Genomic DNA, 22,914 nt, shown 5'->3' with positions numbered 1-22,914 from the left:
TTAACTTTGCTTTATTTCTTTAACAATACTTTCTTTTGGAAGACGAACAATTACCGAACGGCGCAGCAAGTCAATTGTAATCCCGAAAATTTTACCGCGGTCGTCCGTCTGACAAACAATTCCTTCAACACCGGCAAATGGTCCTTCTACAATTTTAACTTTTGTACCTTCGCATAGCATGTCACCGACAATTACAGAATGATTTTCCGCCAGCATTTTTTGGAGATTTTCAATTTGCCAATCAGGAATTTTTGCCGGTTTACCTTCAAAGCAGATTGTATTTATAATGGCTTCGTGTTGAAGTGCGTCAAAGCGTTCTAATTCATTACAATTGACAAAAATATATCCTTTAAATAAAGGTTCGGTTACTTTCTTTTTGCGATCACTCCATTTTCTGACTGTTGTGATTGTAGGAAGATAGGATTCCAGTTCAATACTATCTAAATATTCTTTTGCTTTAAATTCGTGTCTCGGTTTGGTATATAGTGCGAACCAAGATTTTTGTAAAGAAATTTTTGGATTGATAATCATATTATTTTCTGCGGTTTGATGCATATCAAACAATAATTTCCTTTAGTGAATTTACAAGTTCTTCTTGCTCAATTGGTTTGTGAAGAATTTTAAGAACTCCGAGTCGTTCATATTTGGTCTGCAATTCTTCATTCATCTTAGCAGAAATAACTAATATTGGAATTGAAAAATTTTTGTCACGTTTTCGAATTGCTTCGACTAATTGATAACCGTTCATCAACGGCATGTCATGATCAGTAATAACAATCGTCGGAAGCGAATTCATAATTATGCTCATCGCTTCGTAACCGTTTTTAGATCTAAGAACTTCATAGCCGGACAAAGCTTTATCAATTGACTTGTTATAAAGTTCCATCATGGATTCATCATCTTCAACAAGTAGAATAATATTTTTTGCTTCGGGTATTGTTACGTGAAATTCTGTTCCTTCATCAAGTTTAGAGTAAAACCAAATTTCACCTTTATGTTTTTCAACAATTTCTTTTACCAGAGTTAATCCGAGTCCGCTTCCTTTTTCGCCATCAGTTCCTTCCAAGGTAAATTTCTGATCGATCCTAAAAATTTTCTCTTGATCCTTTTCCGCAATTCCTCTTCCCTGGTCTTTAACAATTAATTCTATCATTCCGATTTTAAATTTCTCTACAGTTACGGTTACGGACTTTCCTTTAGGCGTAAATTTAAGAGCATTACTTAACAGATTCGTAATTGCTTGAGAAATTAGTTTTTCATCCGCGTGAATAAATATATCTTCGGGAATATCTTGTTTGAGTTCAATATCTTTTCTAATAGCGTTGCCGATTAAAGTAGCTATACATGTAGAAACTACCAAACGTAAATTCAAACGCTTGATTTCCATTTGAATTCTACCAGTTTGCAACCGTGACCATTCCAACAAGTAATTAATTAACTGAAGCTGATTTTGAGAAGCATCATAAATGTAAGTTAAGTATTCTTGTTTTTCTTCATCGGAAAGCTCGTTCTCATTTAAAAGTATTTCCGAGAATCCCAGCAAACTTGTAAAAGGCGCGCGTAAATCATGAGAAACGATGGAGATAAATCTATCTTTTGCTTGATTTATTTCGCGAAGATGTTCAGCTTTGGTTTTAAATTCTTCTTCATTTTCTTTTATCGAATTGATGTCACAAAAAATGGAGAAATGTTTTAAGATTCTTCCATGCTCATCGCGGTCAACATATATGGATTCTTTAATCCATTTCGGTTTTTGTTCCTTATCTAAAATTCGGTAAATATGCTGCATGGATTTCTTTTTCGGATTAGTTTCAAACTCACCAATATTTCTTTTAACCAAGGAAGTATCTTCGTCAAAAATAAGCGAGAAAATTCCTCCCGGCATTTTTTCTATTTCTTCGGACGTATATCCTAGGGTATCTTTAACTGAAGCTGAAATAGAAAATTTCTTCGGTGATTTTCTGTCCCGTTCTATAAAAAAGAAATCCTTCAGTTCCATGTTTACCGGGAAGGATTTATCATTGCTGATTCTAATTAAATCGACTAATTCTTCAAAAGAATCATCGTCTTTTGCTAATTTTTTTAATTTTTCGAGATCAACGCCCATGCAGTCTTTTTAAGAATTGTTTGAATTACTAAATATACTAATAAGTATTATAATTCAGCAATCTGCACTTTTTTATAATTACGAAACTTTAAATTAGTTTAGATTGTTCTATTTCTTGAAAAACAAAAGGATAAAATGAAAAAATTATTATTTGGATTATTGTTCGCGGCTTCGGTGACGTTGGCTCAATCGGCTGGTCAGATTGTAGGCAAAGTAATTGACAAAATTACGAAACAGCCAATTCCGGGTGTCAATATTTTGGTGGTAGATACGCAATTTGGCGCGGCTTCAGATTTAAATGGCAACTATGAAATCAGTAATGTACCGATAGGTAATTATCAGTTAAGAGCCAGCGCGATTGGCTATTCAACTATTACACGTGTTGATGTTATTGTAAACTCAGCCAGACCGGCACAAGTAAATTTCGAATTAAGCGAAACCATTTTAGAATTGGATGATGTTACCGTAACTTCAGATCTATTTGAAACAGAACCGACTGAAGTAACTAGTATAAAAAAGTTTTCCTATGAAGAAATTAGAAGATCACCCGGCGGATTTGAAGATGTTGTACGAGCACTTTCGGTATTACCCGGTGTTGCTCAACAATCATCTGGACGAAATGATTTAGTTGTTAGAGGCGGAGCACCTTCGGAAAATTTGTACATAGTTGACGGATTTGTTTTTCCCACGATTAATCATTTCGGAAATCAAGGTGCGACCGGTGGTCCACTTAGTTTTGTTAATCTCGATTTTGTAGAAGATGTATCTTTTTCGACCGGCGGTTTCTCTTCACTTTACGGAGATAAACTTTCATCTGTACTAAATATTGATTTACGCAATGGAAGAAATGATAGACTTGGTGGTAAAGCAACAATCTCAGCTTCACAATTCGGATTGAATTTGGAAGGACCAACCGGCGATCAAAGTAATTTTATTTTTTCGGTGAGAAGAAGTTATCTCGATTTTATTTTTAATGCGGCGGGATTCAATTTTGTGCCGGAGTATTATGACTTGCTTGGCAAATACAATTTTAATATAGATAATTCCAACAGATTCTCATTTCTATTTATCGGAGCACTGGACAGAGTAAAATTTAATAATAACGATGAAGAAGATATTTTTGATAACGCAAGAATTTTAGGAAGCGATCAAAATCAATATGTAACGGGAATTAAATACCACCATCTTTTCGGTAAAGGAATTTTATCATTCAGCGCTAGCAGAAGTTATATCAATTTTGAGTCATTCCAGAATGATACATTATTAAATCCAATCTTTAAGAATAATTCCAAAGAAGCCGAACATGAATTAAAAGGGGAGTTGGTTTACAAACTTTCTTCTAATGCCGAATTAAACGCCGGAGCTTCTGCAAAGTTCATAAATTTTGATGCGGATGTTTTATTCCCAAATAATTTTGTTACAACATTTGGCGATACACTTACCCAAAATAATTTAGTAACAAATGAAAACTTCACCAAATTGGGCGCTTATCTGCAATACAGCAATGTGTTTTTTAATCGACTTAGATTTAATCTCGGTGGGCGTGTTGACTATTTTGATGCGATTGAAAATCAAGTTTATGTAAGTCCGAGATTTTCCACGGCATATAATTTTAATAATTTGACAAGTTTGAATTTCAGCACGGGAATTTACTACCAATTTCCATCATACATTTGGCTGCTTGCCGGAAACCGTAACTTGGATGCGATAAGAGTCAATCAATACGTTCTCGGCTTATCTCATCGTTTATCGGAGAATATCAGAATAAAACTGGAAGGATTTTATAAAGATTATCAAGATTACCCTACAAGTACATTAAGACCGTATCTTGTTCTCGCTAATACCGGCGCGGGTTATGGCGGTTCGGAAGATAATTTTGAATCGTTTGGATTGGAACCTTTGATAAGCGAAGGTTATGGAAGAGCAAGGGGAGTCGAGCTTTCTGTTCAAAAAAGATCGACCGGACAAGGATTATATGGATTGCTAAGCGCAACTTATTCTCAATCTGATTTCACTTCTCTTGACGGAATTGAGAGACCCAGCACATACGAGCAAGAATTTATATTTAATATAAGCGGCGGATATATTTTTAATGCTGAATGGGAAGTTTCTTTTAAGTTCAGATATGCCTCGGGCAGACCGAGTACGCCATATAATTTTGACGGTACACAAACTTTATCCAATTATTTAACCGAAACTTTACCACCGATTCACGCATTGGATTTAAGAGTTGATAAGCGCTGGGATTTGGGCGGATTAAGTTTAATAACTTATTTAGACATACAGAATATTTACAACCGAAGCAACATTCAAAATATCAGATGGGATTATAAAGAAATGAAAGTCGATGATACATCTTCAATTGGTATACTTCCGTCAATTGGTATCAGTCTGGAATTTTAACTTAAAAACCCCGGGATTTTTCTGCAAGATAGTGATAAGGAAGTCACAATTTACCAACTTGCTTCGGACAAATCCCGGGGTTTTCCCACTTATTTTATCATAACTTGTCCTCCGAAGCTTTAGCGAAGGAGGATCATCTTCTTAGTCTGCATAAAATCACCACTAGTTAAACGATAAAAATAAACTCCACTTGCGAGTTGTGATGCGTTGAAAGTAACTTCATATGTTCCGGGTGCTTTTATTTCGTTTACGAGGGTAGTAATCTCTCTTCCAAGAATGTCATAAACCTTTAATTCAACCTTACCCAATTTTGCAATTTGATATTTGATTTTTGATGTTGGATTAAACGGGTTCGGGAAATTCTGCGATAGTGAAAAATCATTTACAACTTCATCTTGTTGGTCTTCCACACCAACTAAAGTTGAAAAATTATTTCCGTATTCTTCAAAAAGATAACGAACAGTTTCTCTTGTTAGATCTATTGAATTGAATGAATTCATTCCTCGTTCCGCTGTATATGCAACAATTATATCAACCGGCTGTTCTTTTACCAAATCAAATTTCCCGGTATTAAGTAATTGTCTCTGATCCGTAGTATAATTATTAATCCAACCGGTTTGTGTAACGGGGTCACCTGAATACCATAAATATGGGTTCACATTTGAACACTCTTGATTTATTACACTACCCAAATACCAATTACATGGATCAGGAGCCATTCCATCTTTTGTGGTTCCAAGATGATAATTTCGTTGTTCGCTTGCATTAGTCGGATCACCTAAAAATGGATCGGAGGATTGATAATGTACATGAGACTCAATTCCAACATTCACAAATCCGGGATATTCAATCACACCTAAATCGGGACCGAGTTTATTAAAAGCAATATCATTTTCGTCACCGGTATATTTAATTGGTCCTTGCAAAATTGTTGTGAATAGCGCCGGCGGGTTGGTCCCGAAACTCTGATCGTTGTAATCATTCGGTTTATAGGTAAACGCTGATTGTAATAAGGTATCGCAAGCTACAAGATCAGCATTATAATTATAACCAATATCATTATCCACCCATGGAGAAAAGATAACATCTTTCAATGTATCAGCAATCATTCCTGTATTTACAATTGAGTATCTGAAGAATACCGTATTGCTAAGCAAAGTATTATTTGCAGAGGCAAAAGCAGTTTGTCTAATTTCAATTCCCTGAGGGTCAACGGTATTGAATCGTTTTTGCGATTTCGGAACTGCATCATTATAGACAGTAAAATAAGTAGCATCAAAAAGAATATCCGGTTTGTCCTCATCTTCATCCCATAGCCCGTTGCTGTTTTTATCAATCGGATTGTAAACACCGTCATCATCACCGTCATAAAAGTATGCACCTTGATCAACCGCTGTCTTCCAATCTTGCCAGCTTTGTCCGAACGGAGTATCGGTTCTCCAGACTGAATAAATTTTGTACTCCGGATAATTTGGATCAGATCCGACATTTCCGGGAAGATAATCTTCTATTAAACTTGCCGAAGCCACTCCGTTAGCAATTAAGTCTCCGTTACTGTAACCAGATAGCATAAATCCACCGGCGAACATTATACTTATGTCATCAAGTCTTATTCCTCTTCCAAAATCTTCATACTCAACAAGTTTTAGATTTGAAGTTGAATTGTCATTTATATCTGTCGCGACTACTTCAATTTCGTTTCTCAATACTTCAACTCCTATATCTGCGATTCTTCCGGAGTTATCGATAGGTGTGGTTAGATTATTTACATCAATAAATGTCTTATTAACATCAAGCGGTCTTTCTATTCCCGGGATTAGAGAGCCGTATATGTTGTCATTTGCTAGTGAATCATTATGATTACCGTCATCAAATAATTCATACTCTACCTCGTTATAATTAACTTTTACAGATGCAATTCCATTATTATCATTCACAAATGCACGCACTATTAATTCATTATGATATTTTACAGTTTCGGGGATAATGAAATCGTAAATAGCAGGCGGGGCAGTATCAACAGAATTAATTAGATCGGCGAAATATGGAGAATAAGTTGAATACACGGGTCTGTTTATATTCAAGCTGATCAATAATCGATTACCCGAGTTTACTATTTCAGAAATAAGATCATTTCCTATGTAAAAAGTGAATTGTACTTTATCACTCCAAGTAATACCACCGTCTTCGCTTACTATGTAATATACATTTGATTGATAATCGTCGATTAACTCTACATACTCCTTTTCTTCAAAAGCAATGTAAAGCTTGCCGTCAAATGTTTGAATAACCGGGTTTGCAATTTCATTATCGGATGTAAAAATTTCGACTTCATTACTCCAATTTTCGCCAAGATCGTCTGTTAATATTGACTTAATAGAACCATCGGATTCATAGACAACAAAAACATTATTATTATGCTGAGCAATTTGAAGAGCCTTTTCATTTGTTGAAATTGAAGGGGAGAACAACTTATCACTCCATGTATTACCGCCGTCGTTGCTAGTTATATAAAATAAAGTGTTGTCTGAAGATCGAGCCGAAACAAAGTAATTATTTTCGTCAATTTGCAGATTCTCAAAAGTTGAAAGACCGCTTATGCTAGTATTTGTGCCCACAGCTATATTTGAGTTAGAGGAAAAATTATAATTAAACATCATAATCGATTGAGGGAAGCGTACAGTTGAAATGAGTATTTTATTTTGTGGAGTCAAACTGACATCAAAATTCCTGAGATTTGATGTAAGCAATCCTTGTATAGATTGAGGTTCACTCCAAGTCAATCCATTATCATTACTTACTATTACATTTAGAGACGAAAGATGTCTGAAGAAACAAAACAACGAATCATCTTTCTCAATAAATGAAACCTTTGATTGCTCGTTAATAGTTGCATCTCCCAAATGAACATTCCGAATCTGTTCAAATTGTGCAAATTGAACAGAACTAATTACAAAAATTAACAGTAAGAGTATTCTTTTCATGACGTGCCCCAATTGATATTGATTTATAAAAATTATTAACGAAGAAGAACCATTTTTTTTGTTTGCATAAAAGAACCGCTTTGTAATCTATAAAAATACACACCACTCGCAAGTTGTGATGCATCGAAAGTAACTTCATACGTTCCGGGAGTTTTTAATTCGTTTACTAATGTTTTTACGACTTGTCCCAAAATGTTATAAACAATCAATTGTGTACGTAGGGGACGAATATATTCGTCCCCTACATTTGGAATTGTATATTGAATTGTAGTAGTTGGATTAAACGGGTTTGGGTAATTTTGCGATAGTGAAAAATCACTTACAACTTCTTCATGTTTATCATCAACACCTACAATTGTAGAAAAATTATTTGCATACTCTTCGTGAATATAATGAACCCTTTCTCTAACCAAATCAATTGAATTCATTCCATCAATTCCTCTATCGATTGTGTATGCAACAATAATATCTGTCGGTTCGTTTACCGGCAAGTCAAATTTCTCGGTATTTAAAAGATTTCTAATATCACCTTCTTTATCAAAGAGCCAGCCTGTATTTGATACAGGATCGCCGGATACCCAGAAGTGTGGATTAACTTCGTTACAATTACCTCCGATAAATCTGCTGTGTTCGAATGTACATGGATCAATCACTTCACCCGCTGCTGAAAGTCCCAATCCAAAATTTCTTGCTTCTTCAACGGATGCCGGATCCATAAATCCCCAGAAATATCTGACATTGAAAATAGCAGAACCTAATCCGACTGTTTTATAAAATTGTGATTGATCTTCTCCGAGAATAGGACCACGTCTATTTAGTGAATAATCGTTGGAGTTCCCGGTGTATGTTTTCGGACCTTGTACTAAAGTAAAATATACAGCCGGTGGAATTCCGAACGACATGTCTTCGTTATCATGGTCATAAACAAATGTTGATTGTAAAGTAGTATCACTGCCAAAACGATCATCAACGTAATCACCCATGTCGGGATCCTGCCAGCTTGAAAAAATCACATCCCTTAATGTATCTGCAACTAAACCGGTGTTGAGTAATGAATAACGGACAAATACGGTATTACTCAAACGTGTATTTCTGGAGGAACCGAAAACCGTTTGTCTAATTTCTATTCCTAAGGGATTCATATCCTGGAATCTTCGTGTAGTATCTGGTTTGCCGTCATTATAAACTGTGAAATATGTTGCGTCATAAAGTAAGTCCGGTCTATCTTCGTTTGTATCCCAAACGCCGTTTCCATTGTGATCGATAGGGGAATAGACCCCATTCTCATCGCCATCATAAAAATATGCACCTTGATCTACTGCATCACTCCACTTCTGCCATTGTATTCCGAATGGTGCAGCATCAGCGTGAACTTCATAAATAATATTCTTTGGATCATCTGGAATCGAGTTAACATTACCTGCTTGATAGTCTTCAATAAAAGCTGCTGAAGCTACCGCATTAGCGAATAATTGACCGTTTGCAAAACCGCTTAAATAGAAACCTCCGGAGAACAAAAATCCTATTTTTTCAAATTTACCTAATGAACCATAATATTCGGTTGGTGTTGTAGTTAGTGAAAAATCGAATTCTGATGAATTACCAAGTGAGTTTGTTAATCTAAATAGAATTGGTTCTCTTATTCCCGTGTAATGTGCATCTGCTAATACACCGCTATTATTAAAGGGCATGTAAACATTATTTATATCAATAGATTTAACAGTGCTTTCGTCGTAGGCAGGTGAGTCTGCTGTTATTCGTACGGAGTAGATATTGTCTCCGGCAATTGAGTCAGCTCCGATACCGTCATCTTTCATTTCATGAGTTATATTTTGAAAGGTGACTTCATAAGAAGTTATGGGATTATTATCAACTGCAAATATGGATATATCGAAAGTTTCATTAAAATGAACTTGATACGGTATATCTAGATAAGTAAATAATGGACGCTCAACATCTTGGAATAAATCAATATTTAATAAATAATTATGTGGGTGCGGTAAAATTTGTTTATACCTGTTGGCATTTATAAGCAACAATGGTTGATTGCCGTTCACGGAATAACCATAAATTTTATCATCCGCCATATATTTTGTAAGTTGTGTTGTGGTGCTCCAATTTTGTCCGGCATCTGTACTTGTTATGTAATAAATATCACGATAATCGACATTTGTGTTTTCATGATTAACGTATGATTTAACCACGTTGAAAACAAAGTAAAGAGTTTCATCCTCCGTTTGCATAATTCTTACGCGTTCTATACTATCTGAAATAAGGTTCAGAGAATTGTCGAAATTAATAGTTGAACCATAGTCTGAAGATGTATAAATATCATATTGTTGAGGATTTGTATCTTCGTTGATGATAATTGTCAGAGAATTATCGATGAATTTGAACACATCGAAGAATTCGATTTTACCAAGAGAATTATATAAGGTAACCGGATTACTCCAATTATCACCCTCGTCGGTTGAAGTAATTTTAATCAGTGAGTTATTTGTGGTACTCGCAAAAACAATTAACTCATTGTTTTGTCCTTCAATAATTTTCACACTGTTGATATCTAATCTGAAACCACCTTGGTTAACAAAACTGAGAGTATAAGGCTCGGTGGATTTATACAAGTAGAAATATAAACCGCCCCCGGAAATTGCCAGATAATAGTAACCATCATCGTTGATTAGAACTGAGAACGGACGATTACTTTGTTGAATGATTTGCGGCATACCTGACGGAGAAATTTCCTGCCAATCGCCATCGATGTCATTTGTTGAACGAATCCTAATTCTTCCGTCAACTTCGGTAAAGATATCTGTTTGAGAATTAGCTTGTATAATTTGTGAAAAACTTTCATCGGATAAATCAATGAAATTCAATTGAGTTAATCCGGCTTCTTGCCCGGAAATTGTAAGAGTTAGGATAAGCAATAAAATTATTTGTAAAAATCTTTTCATTTTTACCTCCGGCTGATATATACATATATAAACTTATAATTAACGCATCAGTACCAGATTATCTAATAAACATTTGTCCTCGATGACATTAGCGAAGAAGAACCATTTTTTTTGTTTTAATAAAAGAACCACTTTGTAATCGATAAAAATAAACCCCGCTCGCGAGCTGTGATGCATTGAAAGTAACTTCATAAGTTCCGGGTGCTTTTACTTCGTTAACTAGAGTTTTTATTTCTCTACCCAGAATGTCATAAACAACAAGTTTAGTGATTGACGTCTCACGTTTCACGTCTGAAGGCACCGTGAATTTAATCGTTGTGCTTGGATTAAACGGGTTCGGGTAATTCTGCGAAAGTGAAAATTCATTTACAACTTCTTCAGGTTTATCATCAACACTTAAAATTGTAGAAAAATTACGTTCGTATTCTTCCAATAAATAACTAACACGTTCACGAGTTTTGGTAATTGATTCCATACCGTCACCACCCCGGTCGATTGTATAAGCAACTATTATATCCGTTGGATTATTTTTAGGAAGATTAAACATACCGGAATGCAAGAGAGTTCTGATATTTGTTGGACGATTTCCGATCCACCCGAAATCTGTAACCGGATCTCCCGATAACCAAAACAATGGGTTTGCATCAGAACAATCAACTTCATTAAAATAACCAAGAGCAAAATTACATGGGTTCATCTCAACACCGTCACGGAAAAACCCAAGAGCATAATTTCTTAAATCTTGAGCACTGTTTGCATCACCTAGAATTGGATCTGAACCTTGATAGAACGTGAAAGATCTAATTCCAACATTTTTATGATCTTGTAAATTAATTTCACCAAGAACCGGACCCATTCGATTTATTGCATTATCATTCGGATTACCTGTGAAAGTTTTTGGCCCTTGAACAATAGTAAAGAAAACAGCCGGTGGTACTCCGTATTGATAATCAAAATTATCATCATCGTAAACGAAACTAGATTGTAAAACCGTATCGACTCCACTAATATCATCTGTATAATCTCCAACATCCGGATCTTGCCAGAATGAAAAGATTACATCTTTTAATGTGTCGGTAACCAAACCCGTATTTAAAATAGAATATCGTACGAAGACTGTGTTCTCTAGTAAGGTGTTTCTTCCCGAAGCAAAAACTGATTGTCTGATTTCAATTCCGTGGGGTGCTACAGTATTAAACCTTTTTCTCTCAGCTTCAACACCATCATTATATACTGTAAAGTATAATTCATCATATATCAAATCGGGACGATCCTCATCCGCATCCCAAATGCCGTTTGCATTTTTATCGATAGGATCATATAAACCGTCACCATCACCATCGTAAAAATAAGCTCCTTGCTCAACAGCATCTTTCCACATTATCCACTCATCACCGAACGGTTCGCAGTTGTCGGTAATTTTATAGATTATATTTTTTGGATCATCAGGAGAAGACCCGACTTTACCGGCTTGATAATCTTCAACTAAAGAAGCCGACGCCATACCATTTGCAAAAAGTTCATTGTTGGCATAACCCGAAAGAAAAAACCCACCTGAAAAAAGAAAACCAATGCTATCATATCTAGCCAGAGTACCTATTGGCGGTACATTTGCATCGGCTAAAATCCCGTTATTTGTAAATGGGAAGTAAACTTTGTTTACGTTAATTGCATTGGCCGTTTGAGCGTATAATGCTGTTGACAAAATTATAAACAAAATTATTTTATACATGGCATTACTCCATTTTACAAAATTATATTTTTTCTTCGTTCGCACCAGTTATCATTCTATTTCATATGAATCATCTTTCTAGTCTGCATGAAATCACCGCTTTGTAATCTATAAAAATAAACACCACTTGAAAGTTGTGATGCATCGAAAGTAACTTCATAACTACCCGGAGCTTTTACTTCGTTAACTAATGTTTTTACGACTTGTCCCAAAATGTTATACACAATCAATTGTGTGCGTAGGGGACGAATATTTTCGTCCCCTACATTTGAAATTGTATATTGAATTGTTGTAGTTGGATTAAACGGATTAGGATAATTCTGTGAAAGTGAAAATTCATTTACGACTTCTTCAGGTTTATCATCAACACTAACAATAGTAGAAAAATTACGTTCGTATTCTTCGTGGATGTACTGAACTCTTTCTCTAACCAAATCAAGCGAGTTCATTCCATCTGTGCCTTGGTCAATTGTGTATGCGACAATTATATCGATTGGTTCATTAACCGGCATCTCAAAAAAATTGGAGTGCAGTGATGATCTAATATCCGATTCATCAATAGAAAGCCATCCGCAATTGGTAACCGGATCACCCGACACCCAAAATAGATTTGTTACGTCTTCGCAATCCATACAATTAACTACTGCCATTTCGTTAGGTCTTCCAAAATTAGAAACGCAAGGATCAATCGGATCACCTAATCTGTTTAATCCAAGTGAATAATTTCTGGCTTCCTGTACTGAATTCGGGTCACCTGAAAATGGATCAGATTTTCTATAGTACGTAGCTGATCTTTCTTCAACATTTTGATAATATTGTAATTGTTCTTCACCTAAAATGGATCCCATTTTATTTATCGCGTAATCATTCGGATTACCAGTATAGTTTTTGGGACTTTGAACTAATGTAAAGTATACTGCCGGCGGAATCCCATAATCATTGTCATGGTTATCCAAGTCATACATAAATGTTGAACTTAAAGTTGAATCACTTCCAAACGTATCATCGATATAATCACCAACATCAGCATCCTGCCAAGAAGTAAAAATTACATCCTTTAAAGTATCTGCTATTAATCCGGTATTCACAATCGAATAGCGCACAAAAAATGTGTTATTCAATATAGAATTTCTTGCAGACCCAAAAATAGATTGTCTTACCTCAATACCTAAAGGATTTACGGTGTGCCATCTTCTATTACTTGAAGGAACTCCATCGTTAAACACAGTAAAGTATAATTCATCATAAATCAAATCAGGCCGATCTTCGTCCGCATCCCAAATTCCATTACTATTTTTATCTACAGGTTCGTATATGCCATCAGCGTCACCATCGTAGAAGTAAGCACCTTGTTCAACAGCGTCTTTCCACTTTATCCAATCTTCGCCGAAAGGTTCAGAGTTTTCTGATATTCTATAGATTATATTTTTTAGATCATCCGGAGAGCTTCCAACAGTACCAGGTTGATAATCTTCAACTAATGATGCAGAGGCTACACCGTTTGCAAAAAGTTCATCGTTTGCATAACCCGAAAGCCAAAAACCACCTGAGAAGAGAAAAACATTACCTGCAAATTGCCCACCTTGTCCAAGTGGTGGAATATTTACTTCACCCAAAATACCTGCATTATTAAACGGGAGATAGATGTTATTTACTTTAATTGCATCTTCTATCTGAGCAATTACACAACTTGTTAATAATAAAATGACGAGTAAAAGTTTCTTCATGGCTGACTCCTATTATGAATTATTTATAAAACAATCTCTTCAATCGGTATTTTATTTATGATATGTCATTCTATAAACGCGATAAAATGCTAAGCAACTTTTTCGGCAGGCTGTCATTAATGAAACCTAATCACAGTAATAAAGATTACATTAATGAAAGCTTTAGTAATAGAATCAATATATGGAATGAAAAATTGAAATGAAACATAAAAATTGAAATAATGGGTAAATTAATTAAAAGAGATATGAAGTATAAAAACTCAGTATAAGTACCGATTTTCCTACAATATGAAATTATGTTTCTAATTTGGGATTAGAATCTTGCATTTAATTAGTTCAACAAAACTTGCACAAGGAGTAACGAATAAATTACTTTGGCGACTTTGTCGGAATATTTAATTCTTCCATTTTTCTATAAAGCGAAGACAAACCGATTGCCAAGGCTTTTGCAGCTTCTTCTTTATTGTAATCGAACTTTTTGATTATTCGTAAAATATGTTCGCGTTCAAATCCGGCAATCGCATCTTTTAATGAATCGGGATAACCGTGAGGCATTGCGTCGCCTCTAATATGTTCGGAAAGATTATCCACTCTTATCATGTCTTCGGCAGCAAATATTACAGCACGTTCAATAACGTTTTCCAACTCACGAACTCCGCCTTGCCAATCGTGACCCATTAGTACTTTCATAGTTTCGTTATCAACACCTAAAACTTTTTTACCCATTTCATTACAATATTTTTCAATGAAATGATTTACAAGTAACGGAATATCATCTTTCCTTTCATTCAAAGAGGGGAGTTTTATTTCGACAACATTTAATCTATAGAATAAATCTTCACGGAATTCACCTTTCTTAGTTTTCTCATAAAGATTTTGATTTGTTGCCGCAATAATTCTCACATTTGTTTGAATATGTTTTGTTCCGCCGACCGGAAGAAACTGTTTGTCTTCAATCGCGCGTAATAATTTTACTTGCAAGTTTAACGGAAGATCACCGATTTCATCCAAGAATAATGTACCACCATCGGCAACTTTGAATAAACCCTGTTTCTCTTCGGTAGCGCCTGTGAAAGATCCTTTTTTATGTCCAAACAATTCCGATTCAATTAAATTTTCTGAAATAGCGCCGCAATTAATCGGTAGAAATATTTGATCCTTTCTCAAACTATTGTAGTGAATCGCTTTTGCGACGAGTTCTTTACCGGTTCCACTTTTTCCGGAAATTAAAACATTACTGTTTGTTGGTGCGACTTGTTTGATTAAACTGAAGACTTTGTTCATCGGCTCACTTTTACCGATGATGTTATTAAAGTTTCCTTCTTCAACAGTTCGCTGACGAAGCATTTTATTTTCAAGAGATAATTTTCTGTAATCGAGTAGTCGTTTTATTCTTATCAATAAATCATCAAACTCAACCGGTTTAATTAAATAATCGAAAGCTCCGTGACGTAATGCTTCGACCGCGGTATTTACAGATGCATATGCAGTCATAATAACAAAAAATGTACTCGGTGAAATTTTCGATGCTTTGTTAAGTAATTCGATGCCGTCAATATTCGGCATTTTGATATCGCTGATAATAATATCGAAGTTTTCCTCCGAAATAAATTTTAGAGCTTCTTCACCGTCCGCGGCTGATTTAACCTCGTAACCTTCGTCGGTCAAAATCATGTTTAACGAATCGCGTATCGATCTCTCGTCATCAACTACTAATATTCTTGCTGCCATTTATATGCTCCTCTTAATTCTCTTCTATTGGAATTTTTATTGTAAACTTTGTTCCATTGTTTATTTCACTCTCTACAAAAATATCGCCGTGGAATTTTTTTATAATTCCATAACTAACTGAAAGTCCCAGACCCGTTCCCTTACCGACTGCTTTTGTTGTAAAGAAAGGATCAAAAATTTTATTAAGTGTAATCTCATCTATCCCGCAGCCGTTATCTTCGATAATTACATAAACGTTTTCATCATCATGAGAAGTTTCAACTTTTATCTCTCCGTTTCCTTCAATTGCATCCAATGCATTTATCAAAATATTAACAAATACTTGAAGAAGTTGATCGGGGACAAGCAAAATTAACGGTGCGTCATTATCTAACTTAACATTGAAATCAACTTTCTTTACACGTTTGTCGTACTTGACAATTCCTATTGCAGTCTTAATTATATCCGTAATTTGAATTATTGTTTTTTCATGAGATGGCGGACGCGAGAAATCAACAAGTTCTCTTACAATTTTCGAAATTCGATCAATATTTTCTTTAATTGTCGATAGTTGTTCACTGAAAAAATCATCCGGTGCTTTACGTTGCAGTATTTGCACAATTGCGGAAATTGAAGTCAACGGATTGCCGATTTCATGCGCAACACCGGCTGCAAGTTGACCAATAACGGCAAGTTTTTCCGATTGATCTACTTGCTGCTGTAATTTTTTTACTTCGGTAAAGTCTCGTATTATAACAGTTCTTCCGGCAGAATCACCATTACTGCCGGGCAGTTTTGTTACATTCAATTGGACCGTTACTAATCTTCCATCTTTTGAAATTCTTTCTGTTTCGTTTATTGTTACAAATCCGCGAGTTTTGATTTCTTCACGAATATGCTTTAACTCTTTTAAATACTTTTCTCCTTTTGGAAAGAGTAATGAAGATGATTTTCCTACGACTTCTTCTTCGGTAAAACCAAAAATTTTCTCGGCTCCTTTATTCCAGGCAATGAACCTTTCATCATCGTCAATAACCATAATTGCAGAATCGGAAGTGTGAAGAATATTATCTAGATATTGCTGACTTGTATCTAATTTTAAGGCAAGTCTGTCTCTATCTGATGTAAGTTCCTGCATCTCGGCATTTTGATGAAGCATACCATAACGAGCATAAATTTGTTCAATTACTTCATCGAGAAAACCTAAAAGTATAAGCGGATCAATGTCATAATTCGAATCTTTCTCCAAAAAATTAATTATTGAATATCTGCCGATTGTAAAAAGTTGACTTATCTGAAGCAAATTAAATTTAGTTTTGCTGAAAAGTTGGTATGAGTCGATTAGGTACTGATCGGCGCGCGTGTAATCCGTCGTATCAATTACATCTATGATAGTATTTAAAGTACTTTCAACAAAAGTTGTAAGCTGAGCTTTGGAAAGTTTTTTCCCGAACTCCTGCTCAAGTTTTTCAACCCAACTTTGCGTAATTTGAGTGAAGTACTTCTTTATTAATTCAATTATGAGTTTTTTCATTCGTAAAAAATTTTACTGAAACCGGGAATTTGCCCTCTTCCCAAAAATGAGAATTGAAAAATACGGATTGCAAGTATGAATTAAAAGGTGAATCGAGTTAATTTGTTGGCTATTGCTTTATAAAATAGAAATGCAGTAGACTGAATAACTATTGACTTTGTTGCACAAATGATTTTTTTGTCACAACTCTTAGAGTGGGAAATTGCCGTCGGTTTCAGAGTGTGTGGCATAACTGTCATTCTGAATGTAGCGGAGCGGAATGAAGAATCTCACTCAATATAAATTGAGATTTTAGCGGTTTTTAGGTGAGATTCCTCTCTCGCCGAAAAACAGCTCGATCGGAATGACAGTTTATCAGTTGTACAACACACTCTAAAGTGGACGGCAAAAAAAAGTATTTATGCAACACATAGCGATCTCTATGGCAATTATTCTTTGAGTTCTACATCACAGTCATAAATCCATGGATGCTTTTATGAGGAACCGTAAAAATAAATTAGTGTATAAAACGAAGCTTAAAACTTGTTGAGGTTATTATGATAAAGAAAATATTAGTGATTGCTTTCTCATTTTTTGCGGTAATTAATTTATCCGCAAAAGAAATTCCCGCCGATACAAAATTAAATTCCGTAACTGTTTTTCTTGGTGGTGCGGAATTAACTCACACAGCTCAAATTGATGTACCACAAGGTATCCATGAAATAATTTTAGAAAATGTTGCAAACAATATTATAGGCAACAGTCTGCAAGTAGGGGGAACCGGTGACTTTGTAATACTTTCCGTAAACCAGCGACAAAATTTTCTCAAAGCAAAAGAAAAAACGCCGCAGCTCATTGTTCTGGAGGATTCATTAAAATTACTAAAAGCCGATTTAAGCAAATTGAATAACAATAGACAAGTACTTCAATATGAACTTGATTTACTTTTAGCAAATAAAAGTTTGGGAAGCGATAATAAAACAATTACGGTTCAAGAACTTCAAAGAATGTCGGAATATTTCAACAAGAAATCGACACAGCTTTTGAATGACATGACCTCAATCGATTTGAAAAAAGAAAAAGTAAACGAAAGAATAACAAAAATTCAAAATCAGATTAATGATCTAAATGGTAAAAATAAACCATCAGTGACCGAGATTGTTGTAACGGTTTCTGCGCACAAGAATACAAAGGCAAACTTAAAAGCTAACTATTTGACTTATGACGCCGGTTGGAATCCTTCTTATGATTTAAGAAGTTCGGGTATAGATACTCCGATTAAACTTGATCTACGTGCTGATGTTTGGCAGCAAACCGGTATTGAATGGAAGGATATGAATATTGTTCTTTCAACGCGTTCGGCAAGACAAAATAACAACAAACCCGAATTAAGAAGGTGGTTCATTGACTTTGTTCAGGAAATGAGATCAAGAGCCGGCGGTGTTAATGAGATGCAGTTAATGAAATCAGCCGCAGCCCCGACAATGGACGCAGCCGCTGAAGCTGAATCAATGGCGGATTACATGGTGGTTAATGAAACTCAACTCGCAGTTGAATACACTCCGCAAATAAAATATTCAATCGCTGCAGATGGAAAACCACACATTGTTGCGCTTCAAAGTTATGATTTACAAGCTGAATATGAATACTATGCCGCTCCAAAACTTGTTTCAAATGCTTTCCTTGTCGCAAATGTTAAAGATTGGAGTAAATATAATCTGCTGCCGGGACCTGCTAATATTTATTTTGAAAATTCTTTTGTCGGTAACTCGTTTATTAATCCCAACATTACCGAAGAAGCAATGACTTTCTCTTTGGGAAGAGATGAAAGCATTGTCATAAAACGAGAAACTTTACAAGACTTTACGGAAGATAAATTCTTCGGCAGCGATGTTGAAAGATTTTTTGGATATGAAATCACAGTGCGAAATTCGAAGAGTAAAGAAATTAAGTTAACTCTCGAGGATCAATTCCCAATTTCGAAGAACGAAGATATAGAAGTAAAATTGATCGAAACAGCTGATGCAAAAATAAATAAGAATGATGGTATCTTAACTTGGAATCTTAAACTCAATCCGGCTGAAACAATTTCTAAAAAGTTTACATATTCAGTTAGACATCCCGGTGATAAACCGGTTAATATTTATTAAACCTAATAGGAACGCGGATTTTTATGATGGTTATGATAAGTTATGATTTTAATCAGTGTCAAGCATAATTGATTAGAATAATCCGTGTTCCGTATTTTTCTTTATCCCCAAAATACTTCTCAACAGTTGTGAACCTATTCGGCTTTGTATCGTCAAAATAGACTACAAGATGTCCGATATTTCTAATGATTATTCAGATAAACATTGGTAAAACGAGGGTGAAGATTAATTATATGAAAAATTTATGGCTGATATTTTTATTTCTTAGTATAGCATTCATTCTTTCATGCAAAGAAGATAGAGTTGTTGATCCAATTGATGATGAACCATATAAAGAAATTTATACATTGCCGGTTGTTATTCACATTCTTCACAAAGGTGAGCCGATTGGGGAAGGATTTAATCTCTCAAAAGAACGCATTGAACGTCAAGTTGAAATATTGAATGAGGATTATAGAAAACGAGAAGGAACAAGAGGATATAATAAACATCCAGATGGAGGAGATTCAAAAATTGAATTTGTGTTGGCCAAAAAGAATCCGGGTGGAGATGTAACTGACGGAATTGTTAGAGTTAATATTGACTCGGTGGACAATCCCACAAACACCGGAAGTCTATTTGATTACTATGCTTATTACAGCTATTGGAACCCGGAAAATTATATAAATATTTGGACGATGCCTCTTGATGAATCGATGATAAACATTGTTCTTGGAATGGCTACCGGACCTGAAACAGAATTACCCGGAGCCGATTTACTTGCGAAGGGTGAACCTTATCAAGCCGAAGGAATTCTAATTAACACTTATCATTTTGGAGAATCTGAAATTAACTCGAATTACAATCTTGGAAGAACTCTCACCCACGAGATGGGACACTATTTGGGTGTGCTTCATTTATGGGGCGGAGGCGATTGTGAGAATAATGATTTCTGTGATGATACACCACCAATTTCAGAAAAGATTACCGGATGTTCTCCAGATGTTTCGAGCGGATGTGACGAAGAACCGGTTATGTTTAATAATTACATGACCTGGTCAAACGATATTTATATGAACATTTTTACGAATGATCAGATTTCAAGAATGCACTATGTGCTTGAGAATAGTGCACGACGAAAAACTCTACAAAATTCAATTGGCTTAAGTGATTAAAGTAACTGCTTGTTCACTTTTTCTTCCGAGCTTTAGAATCCATAAAAGCAAAAATGAACTGCATGATAAAATTATCGGGGAAGTAAGATTTCAAACCATATTCTTTTGGTTTTTCCGGACGAGGGAGATATGCCGAACCCCAAATCCAATCCCAAATTGCGAGTTTTGTAGCAAAATTTCTGTTGCGACCTTTACCAACATCATGATGCCAACGGTGCATTTCCGGTCCGTTAATTATATACTGCAATCTTCCGGTATTTACATTAATATTTGAGTGAATGTACATTCCCCAAACGGCACTAATGACACCTTTGTATGCAATCACTTCCGGTGGTGAACCGAGTAAAACAATCGGCGCAAATTCAATTGTTTGGTTGATAAGAATTTCGAATGCATGTGAACGAGAACCGCTTAGCCAATCGACTTTCTTTGGTGAGTGATGTGCTTCATGAATTCGCCATAACCATTTATTCTTGTGCTGCCAGCGATGCATCCAGTAAATGTAAATATCATGTGTGATTAAGAAAAATAATAACTGAAGCCAGATCGGGATATTTGCAAATAAACCGAGTCTCGATAAACCCGTTGTATTGTCGATGTAATAAATTATTCCACCGAAAATTATTATTCCGAGGATATAACTCTGTGCGATTGTATATAAAGCAAGATCATTAAAGAATCCTTCACGTAAAAATTTTTGTCCCTTTGAATAAGGGAAAATTCTTTCGAGTAAAATTATAACAAACGCCCCACCGATTATTAATCCAAACGAAATTAATTCCGGTAAGGAAAGTGAGTTATAATAATTTGTTATGAAATTTATGACCGAATCTATCATAAGGAAACTCTGTGGTTCTCCGTGCCTTCTCCATGGTTCTTTGTGTTTAAGTTTCACAAAGTACCACAAAGTACACTCAAAGTAACACTAATGTTATTTTACTCTTCTCAATTTTACCAGCGAAGGTTTTTCACAGTTGTAAACTTTTTTAATACCGTCGCCGAGAGCTAATTCAATATCTCGGATATCTTTTACCAGTCTTGACATACCAACCATTTCAACCGATGCCGCTTGATCTGTTCCCCACATTGCGCGATCTAAAGTGATATGTCGTTCAACAAATGTAGCGCCTAATGCAACCGCGGCAAGTGTCGGCGCCAGACCGGTTTCATGTCCGGAATAACCAATTGGTACTTCCGGATATTTTTCTTTGAATGAGCTAATTACTTTCAAATTTAGTTCCTCAAGTTTACACGGATAAGACGAAGTTGATTGAGCAATCATTAAGTTATCAGATCCAATAATTGAAATTGCTTTATCGATTTCTTCCAATGTTGACATGCCGGTGGAAAGCATAATCGGTTTGCCGGTTGACTTAACTTTTTTCAGCAGAAAATTATCCGTTAACGAAGCCGAAGCAAGTTTAAAACAAACCGGATTAAATTTTTCCAAAAAGTTTACTGCTTCTTCATCCCAAGGCGAAGCAAACCAATGAATGTTTTTCTCTTTACAATATTTATCAATAATCTCGTATTCTTTTTCTTTGAACTCAATTTTATGACGATATTCGATATACGTCATTCTTCCCCAAGGAGTTTCACGTTCAATATACCATTGATCTGCAGGCACGCATAATTCCGGTGTTCGTTTTTGGAATTTGACTGCATCACATCCTGCTGCAGCCGCACCATCAATTAACTTTTTTGCAATCTCAAGTGATCCGTTATGGTTAATTCCGATTTCACCAATAATATAAACCGGTTCGCCCTCACCTATATAACGATCGCCGACTTTTACTTTTGCCATTAATTTTGATCCTCATTTTTATTCAAGTTTGCCTCGATAATCATTTCCGCAAAATCACGAAATGCACCATGCCCGCCTTTACTTTCAACAATTATATCCGCCAGTTCTTTTGCGAAACTCGTTGCATCGGAAGGACAAGCTGTTAAACCGACAATTTTCATAATTTCAATATCGTTTGTGTCATCACCGATGAATGCAATTTCGTCTAATTGTAAATTCAGTCGTTCACAGATTTCTTTTACGCAAGAGACTTTATCTTTAATACCGAGATGCACTTCGGTAATATTTAACTTAATTGCGCGACTTGTTACAATTCCGCTATTTTCTCCGGTAACAATTCCCGTTTCTATGTTACAGAACTTTCGTAATCGTTCGGTTCCCATTCCGTCACGGATAGAAAATCGTTTCATCTCTTCACCGTTCGCGGTATAGTAAGTTCCGGTATTGGTTAAAACACCGTCACAATCGGTTAGGACTAATTTAATTTTTCGTGCTTTTTCTAGTGTGTTTGATTTCATTTTTCCCTTAAAGATTTTAAATAACTTGTATTCCGTTTAAATGAGTGATGCAAAACTCAAAAAATGTCATTCCGAACGAGCAAGGTTTTGGCGAGAGAGGAATCTCACCACTCTACTACTTGAAATCTCAATCTACATAAAATGAGATTCTTCATTTC

General features: G+C 35.4%; 14 protein-coding genes. 3 read left to right on the top strand and 11 right to left on the bottom strand.

Annotated features, from left to right (window positions below):
• Positions 1 to 531, bottom strand: coding sequence for a UpxY family transcription antiterminator (locus QY331_13230; protein ID WKZ68916.1), 531 nt, complete (start codon positions 529 to 531; stop codon positions 1 to 3).
• A gap of 25 nt (positions 532 to 556) precedes the next feature.
• On the bottom strand, positions 557 to 2,107 hold the full coding sequence (locus QY331_13225) for an ATP-binding protein (protein WKZ68915.1): 1,551 nt from the start codon (positions 2,105 to 2,107) through the stop codon (positions 557 to 559).
• 135 nt (positions 2,108 to 2,242) lie between these two features.
• On the opposite strand from QY331_13225, the gene QY331_13220 reads away from it, so the two are divergent.
• The gene (locus QY331_13220; protein WKZ68914.1) at positions 2,243 to 4,510 is read left to right on the top strand and encodes a TonB-dependent receptor; all 2,268 of its coding nucleotides are present in this window, start codon (positions 2,243 to 2,245) and stop codon (positions 4,508 to 4,510) included.
• A 119-nt stretch (positions 4,511 to 4,629) separates the two neighbouring features.
• Here the strand turns inward: QY331_13220 and QY331_13215 are convergent, their stop codons facing one another.
• The 6 genes from QY331_13215 to QY331_13190 all read right to left on the bottom strand — a co-directional run bounded on the left by QY331_13215 (position 4,630) and on the right by QY331_13190 (position 17,151).
• A complete protein-coding gene (locus QY331_13215; protein ID WKZ68913.1) occupies positions 4,630 to 7,494 on the bottom strand; it encodes a T9SS type A sorting domain-containing protein in 2,865 nt (954 codons plus the stop codon).
• Between the two features lie 35 nt (positions 7,495 to 7,529).
• A complete protein-coding gene (locus QY331_13210; protein ID WKZ68912.1) occupies positions 7,530 to 10,448 on the bottom strand; it encodes a T9SS type A sorting domain-containing protein in 2,919 nt (972 codons plus the stop codon).
• Positions 10,449 to 10,536: 88 nt separating this feature from the next.
• On the bottom strand, positions 10,537 to 12,180 hold the full coding sequence (locus QY331_13205; GenBank protein WKZ68911.1) for a T9SS type A sorting domain-containing protein: 1,644 nt from the start codon (positions 12,178 to 12,180) through the stop codon (positions 10,537 to 10,539).
• 56 nt (positions 12,181 to 12,236) lie between these two features.
• On the bottom strand, positions 12,237 to 13,907 hold the full coding sequence (locus QY331_13200; protein ID WKZ68910.1) for a T9SS type A sorting domain-containing protein: 1,671 nt from the start codon (positions 13,905 to 13,907) through the stop codon (positions 12,237 to 12,239).
• Between the two features lie 369 nt (positions 13,908 to 14,276).
• Positions 14,277 to 15,638 (bottom strand): sigma-54 dependent transcriptional regulator, encoded by a 1,362-nt coding sequence (locus tag QY331_13195; protein WKZ68909.1) that lies wholly within the window; start codon positions 15,636 to 15,638, stop codon positions 14,277 to 14,279.
• A gap of 13 nt (positions 15,639 to 15,651) precedes the next feature.
• Positions 15,652 to 17,151: a PAS domain S-box protein gene (locus tag QY331_13190; protein ID WKZ68908.1), complete on the bottom strand. Its 1,500-nt coding sequence runs from the start codon at positions 17,149 to 17,151 to the stop codon at positions 15,652 to 15,654.
• A 536-nt stretch (positions 17,152 to 17,687) separates the two neighbouring features.
• Here QY331_13190 and QY331_13185 point away from each other — a divergent pair.
• Together QY331_13185 and QY331_13180 are read left to right on the top strand one after the other, a co-directional pair.
• Complete coding sequence (locus QY331_13185; protein WKZ68907.1) at positions 17,688 to 19,280, top strand: DUF4139 domain-containing protein; 1,593 nt, start codon at positions 17,688 to 17,690, stop codon at positions 19,278 to 19,280.
• A gap of 233 nt (positions 19,281 to 19,513) precedes the next feature.
• A complete protein-coding gene (locus QY331_13180) occupies positions 19,514 to 20,434 on the top strand; it encodes a M43 family zinc metalloprotease (protein WKZ68906.1) in 921 nt (306 codons plus the stop codon).
• Positions 20,435 to 20,447: 13 nt separating this feature from the next.
• Here QY331_13180 and QY331_13175 read toward each other — a convergent pair whose 3' ends face one another.
• The 3 genes from QY331_13175 to QY331_13165 all read right to left on the bottom strand — a co-directional run bounded on the left by QY331_13175 (position 20,448) and on the right by QY331_13165 (position 22,756).
• Positions 20,448 to 21,272: a sterol desaturase family protein gene (locus QY331_13175; protein ID WKZ68905.1), complete on the bottom strand. Its 825-nt coding sequence runs from the start codon at positions 21,270 to 21,272 to the stop codon at positions 20,448 to 20,450.
• Positions 21,273 to 21,365: 93 nt separating this feature from the next.
• Entirely contained in the window at positions 21,366 to 22,238 is an 873-nt protein-coding gene (locus QY331_13170; GenBank protein WKZ68904.1) for an N-acetylneuraminate synthase family protein, read from the bottom strand.
• A complete protein-coding gene (locus tag QY331_13165) occupies positions 22,238 to 22,756 on the bottom strand; it encodes an HAD-IIIA family hydrolase (GenBank protein ID WKZ68903.1) in 519 nt (172 codons plus the stop codon). Before QY331_13165 ends, QY331_13170 begins: the two co-directional genes overlap by 1 nt.
• Positions 22,757 to 22,914: the final 158 nt, after the last annotated feature.

Source organism: Melioribacteraceae bacterium, assembly GCA_030584085.1.
Taxonomy (GTDB): Bacteria; Bacteroidota; Ignavibacteria; order Ignavibacteriales; family Melioribacteraceae; genus SURF-28.
Note: the sequence above shows the minus strand (reverse complement) of the source record. Positions and strands in the feature narration are given on the sequence as shown.

Excerpts from the sequence above, each read along its gene's own strand:
- QY331_13230 (WKZ68916.1), bottom strand. The coding sequence starts at position 531 with ATGATTATCAATCCAAAAATTTCTTTACAAAAATCTTGGTTCGCACTA.
- QY331_13225 (WKZ68915.1), bottom strand. The coding sequence starts at position 2,107 with ATGGGCGTTGATCTCGAAAAATTAAAAAAATTAGCAAAAGACGATGAT.
- QY331_13220 (WKZ68914.1), top strand. The coding sequence starts at position 2,243 with ATGAAAAAATTATTATTTGGATTATTGTTCGCGGCTTCGGTGACGTTG.
- QY331_13215 (WKZ68913.1), bottom strand. The coding sequence starts at position 7,494 with ATGAAAAGAATACTCTTACTGTTAATTTTTGTAATTAGTTCTGTTCAA.
- QY331_13210 (WKZ68912.1), bottom strand. The coding sequence starts at position 10,448 with ATGAAAAGATTTTTACAAATAATTTTATTGCTTATCCTAACTCTTACA.
- QY331_13205 (WKZ68911.1), bottom strand. The coding sequence starts at position 12,180 with ATGTATAAAATAATTTTGTTTATAATTTTGTCAACAGCATTATACGCT.
- QY331_13200 (WKZ68910.1), bottom strand. The coding sequence starts at position 13,907 with ATGAAGAAACTTTTACTCGTCATTTTATTATTAACAAGTTGTGTAATT.
- QY331_13195 (WKZ68909.1), bottom strand. The coding sequence starts at position 15,638 with ATGGCAGCAAGAATATTAGTAGTTGATGACGAGAGATCGATACGCGAT.
- QY331_13190 (WKZ68908.1), bottom strand. The coding sequence starts at position 17,151 with ATGAAAAAACTCATAATTGAATTAATAAAGAAGTACTTCACTCAAATT.
- QY331_13185 (WKZ68907.1), top strand. The coding sequence starts at position 17,688 with ATGATAAAGAAAATATTAGTGATTGCTTTCTCATTTTTTGCGGTAATT.
- QY331_13180 (WKZ68906.1), top strand. The coding sequence starts at position 19,514 with ATGAAAAATTTATGGCTGATATTTTTATTTCTTAGTATAGCATTCATT.
- QY331_13175 (WKZ68905.1), bottom strand. The coding sequence starts at position 21,272 with ATGATAGATTCGGTCATAAATTTCATAACAAATTATTATAACTCACTT.
- QY331_13170 (WKZ68904.1), bottom strand. The coding sequence starts at position 22,238 with ATGGCAAAAGTAAAAGTCGGCGATCGTTATATAGGTGAGGGCGAACCG.
- QY331_13165 (WKZ68903.1), bottom strand. The coding sequence starts at position 22,756 with ATGAAATCAAACACACTAGAAAAAGCACGAAAAATTAAATTAGTCCTA.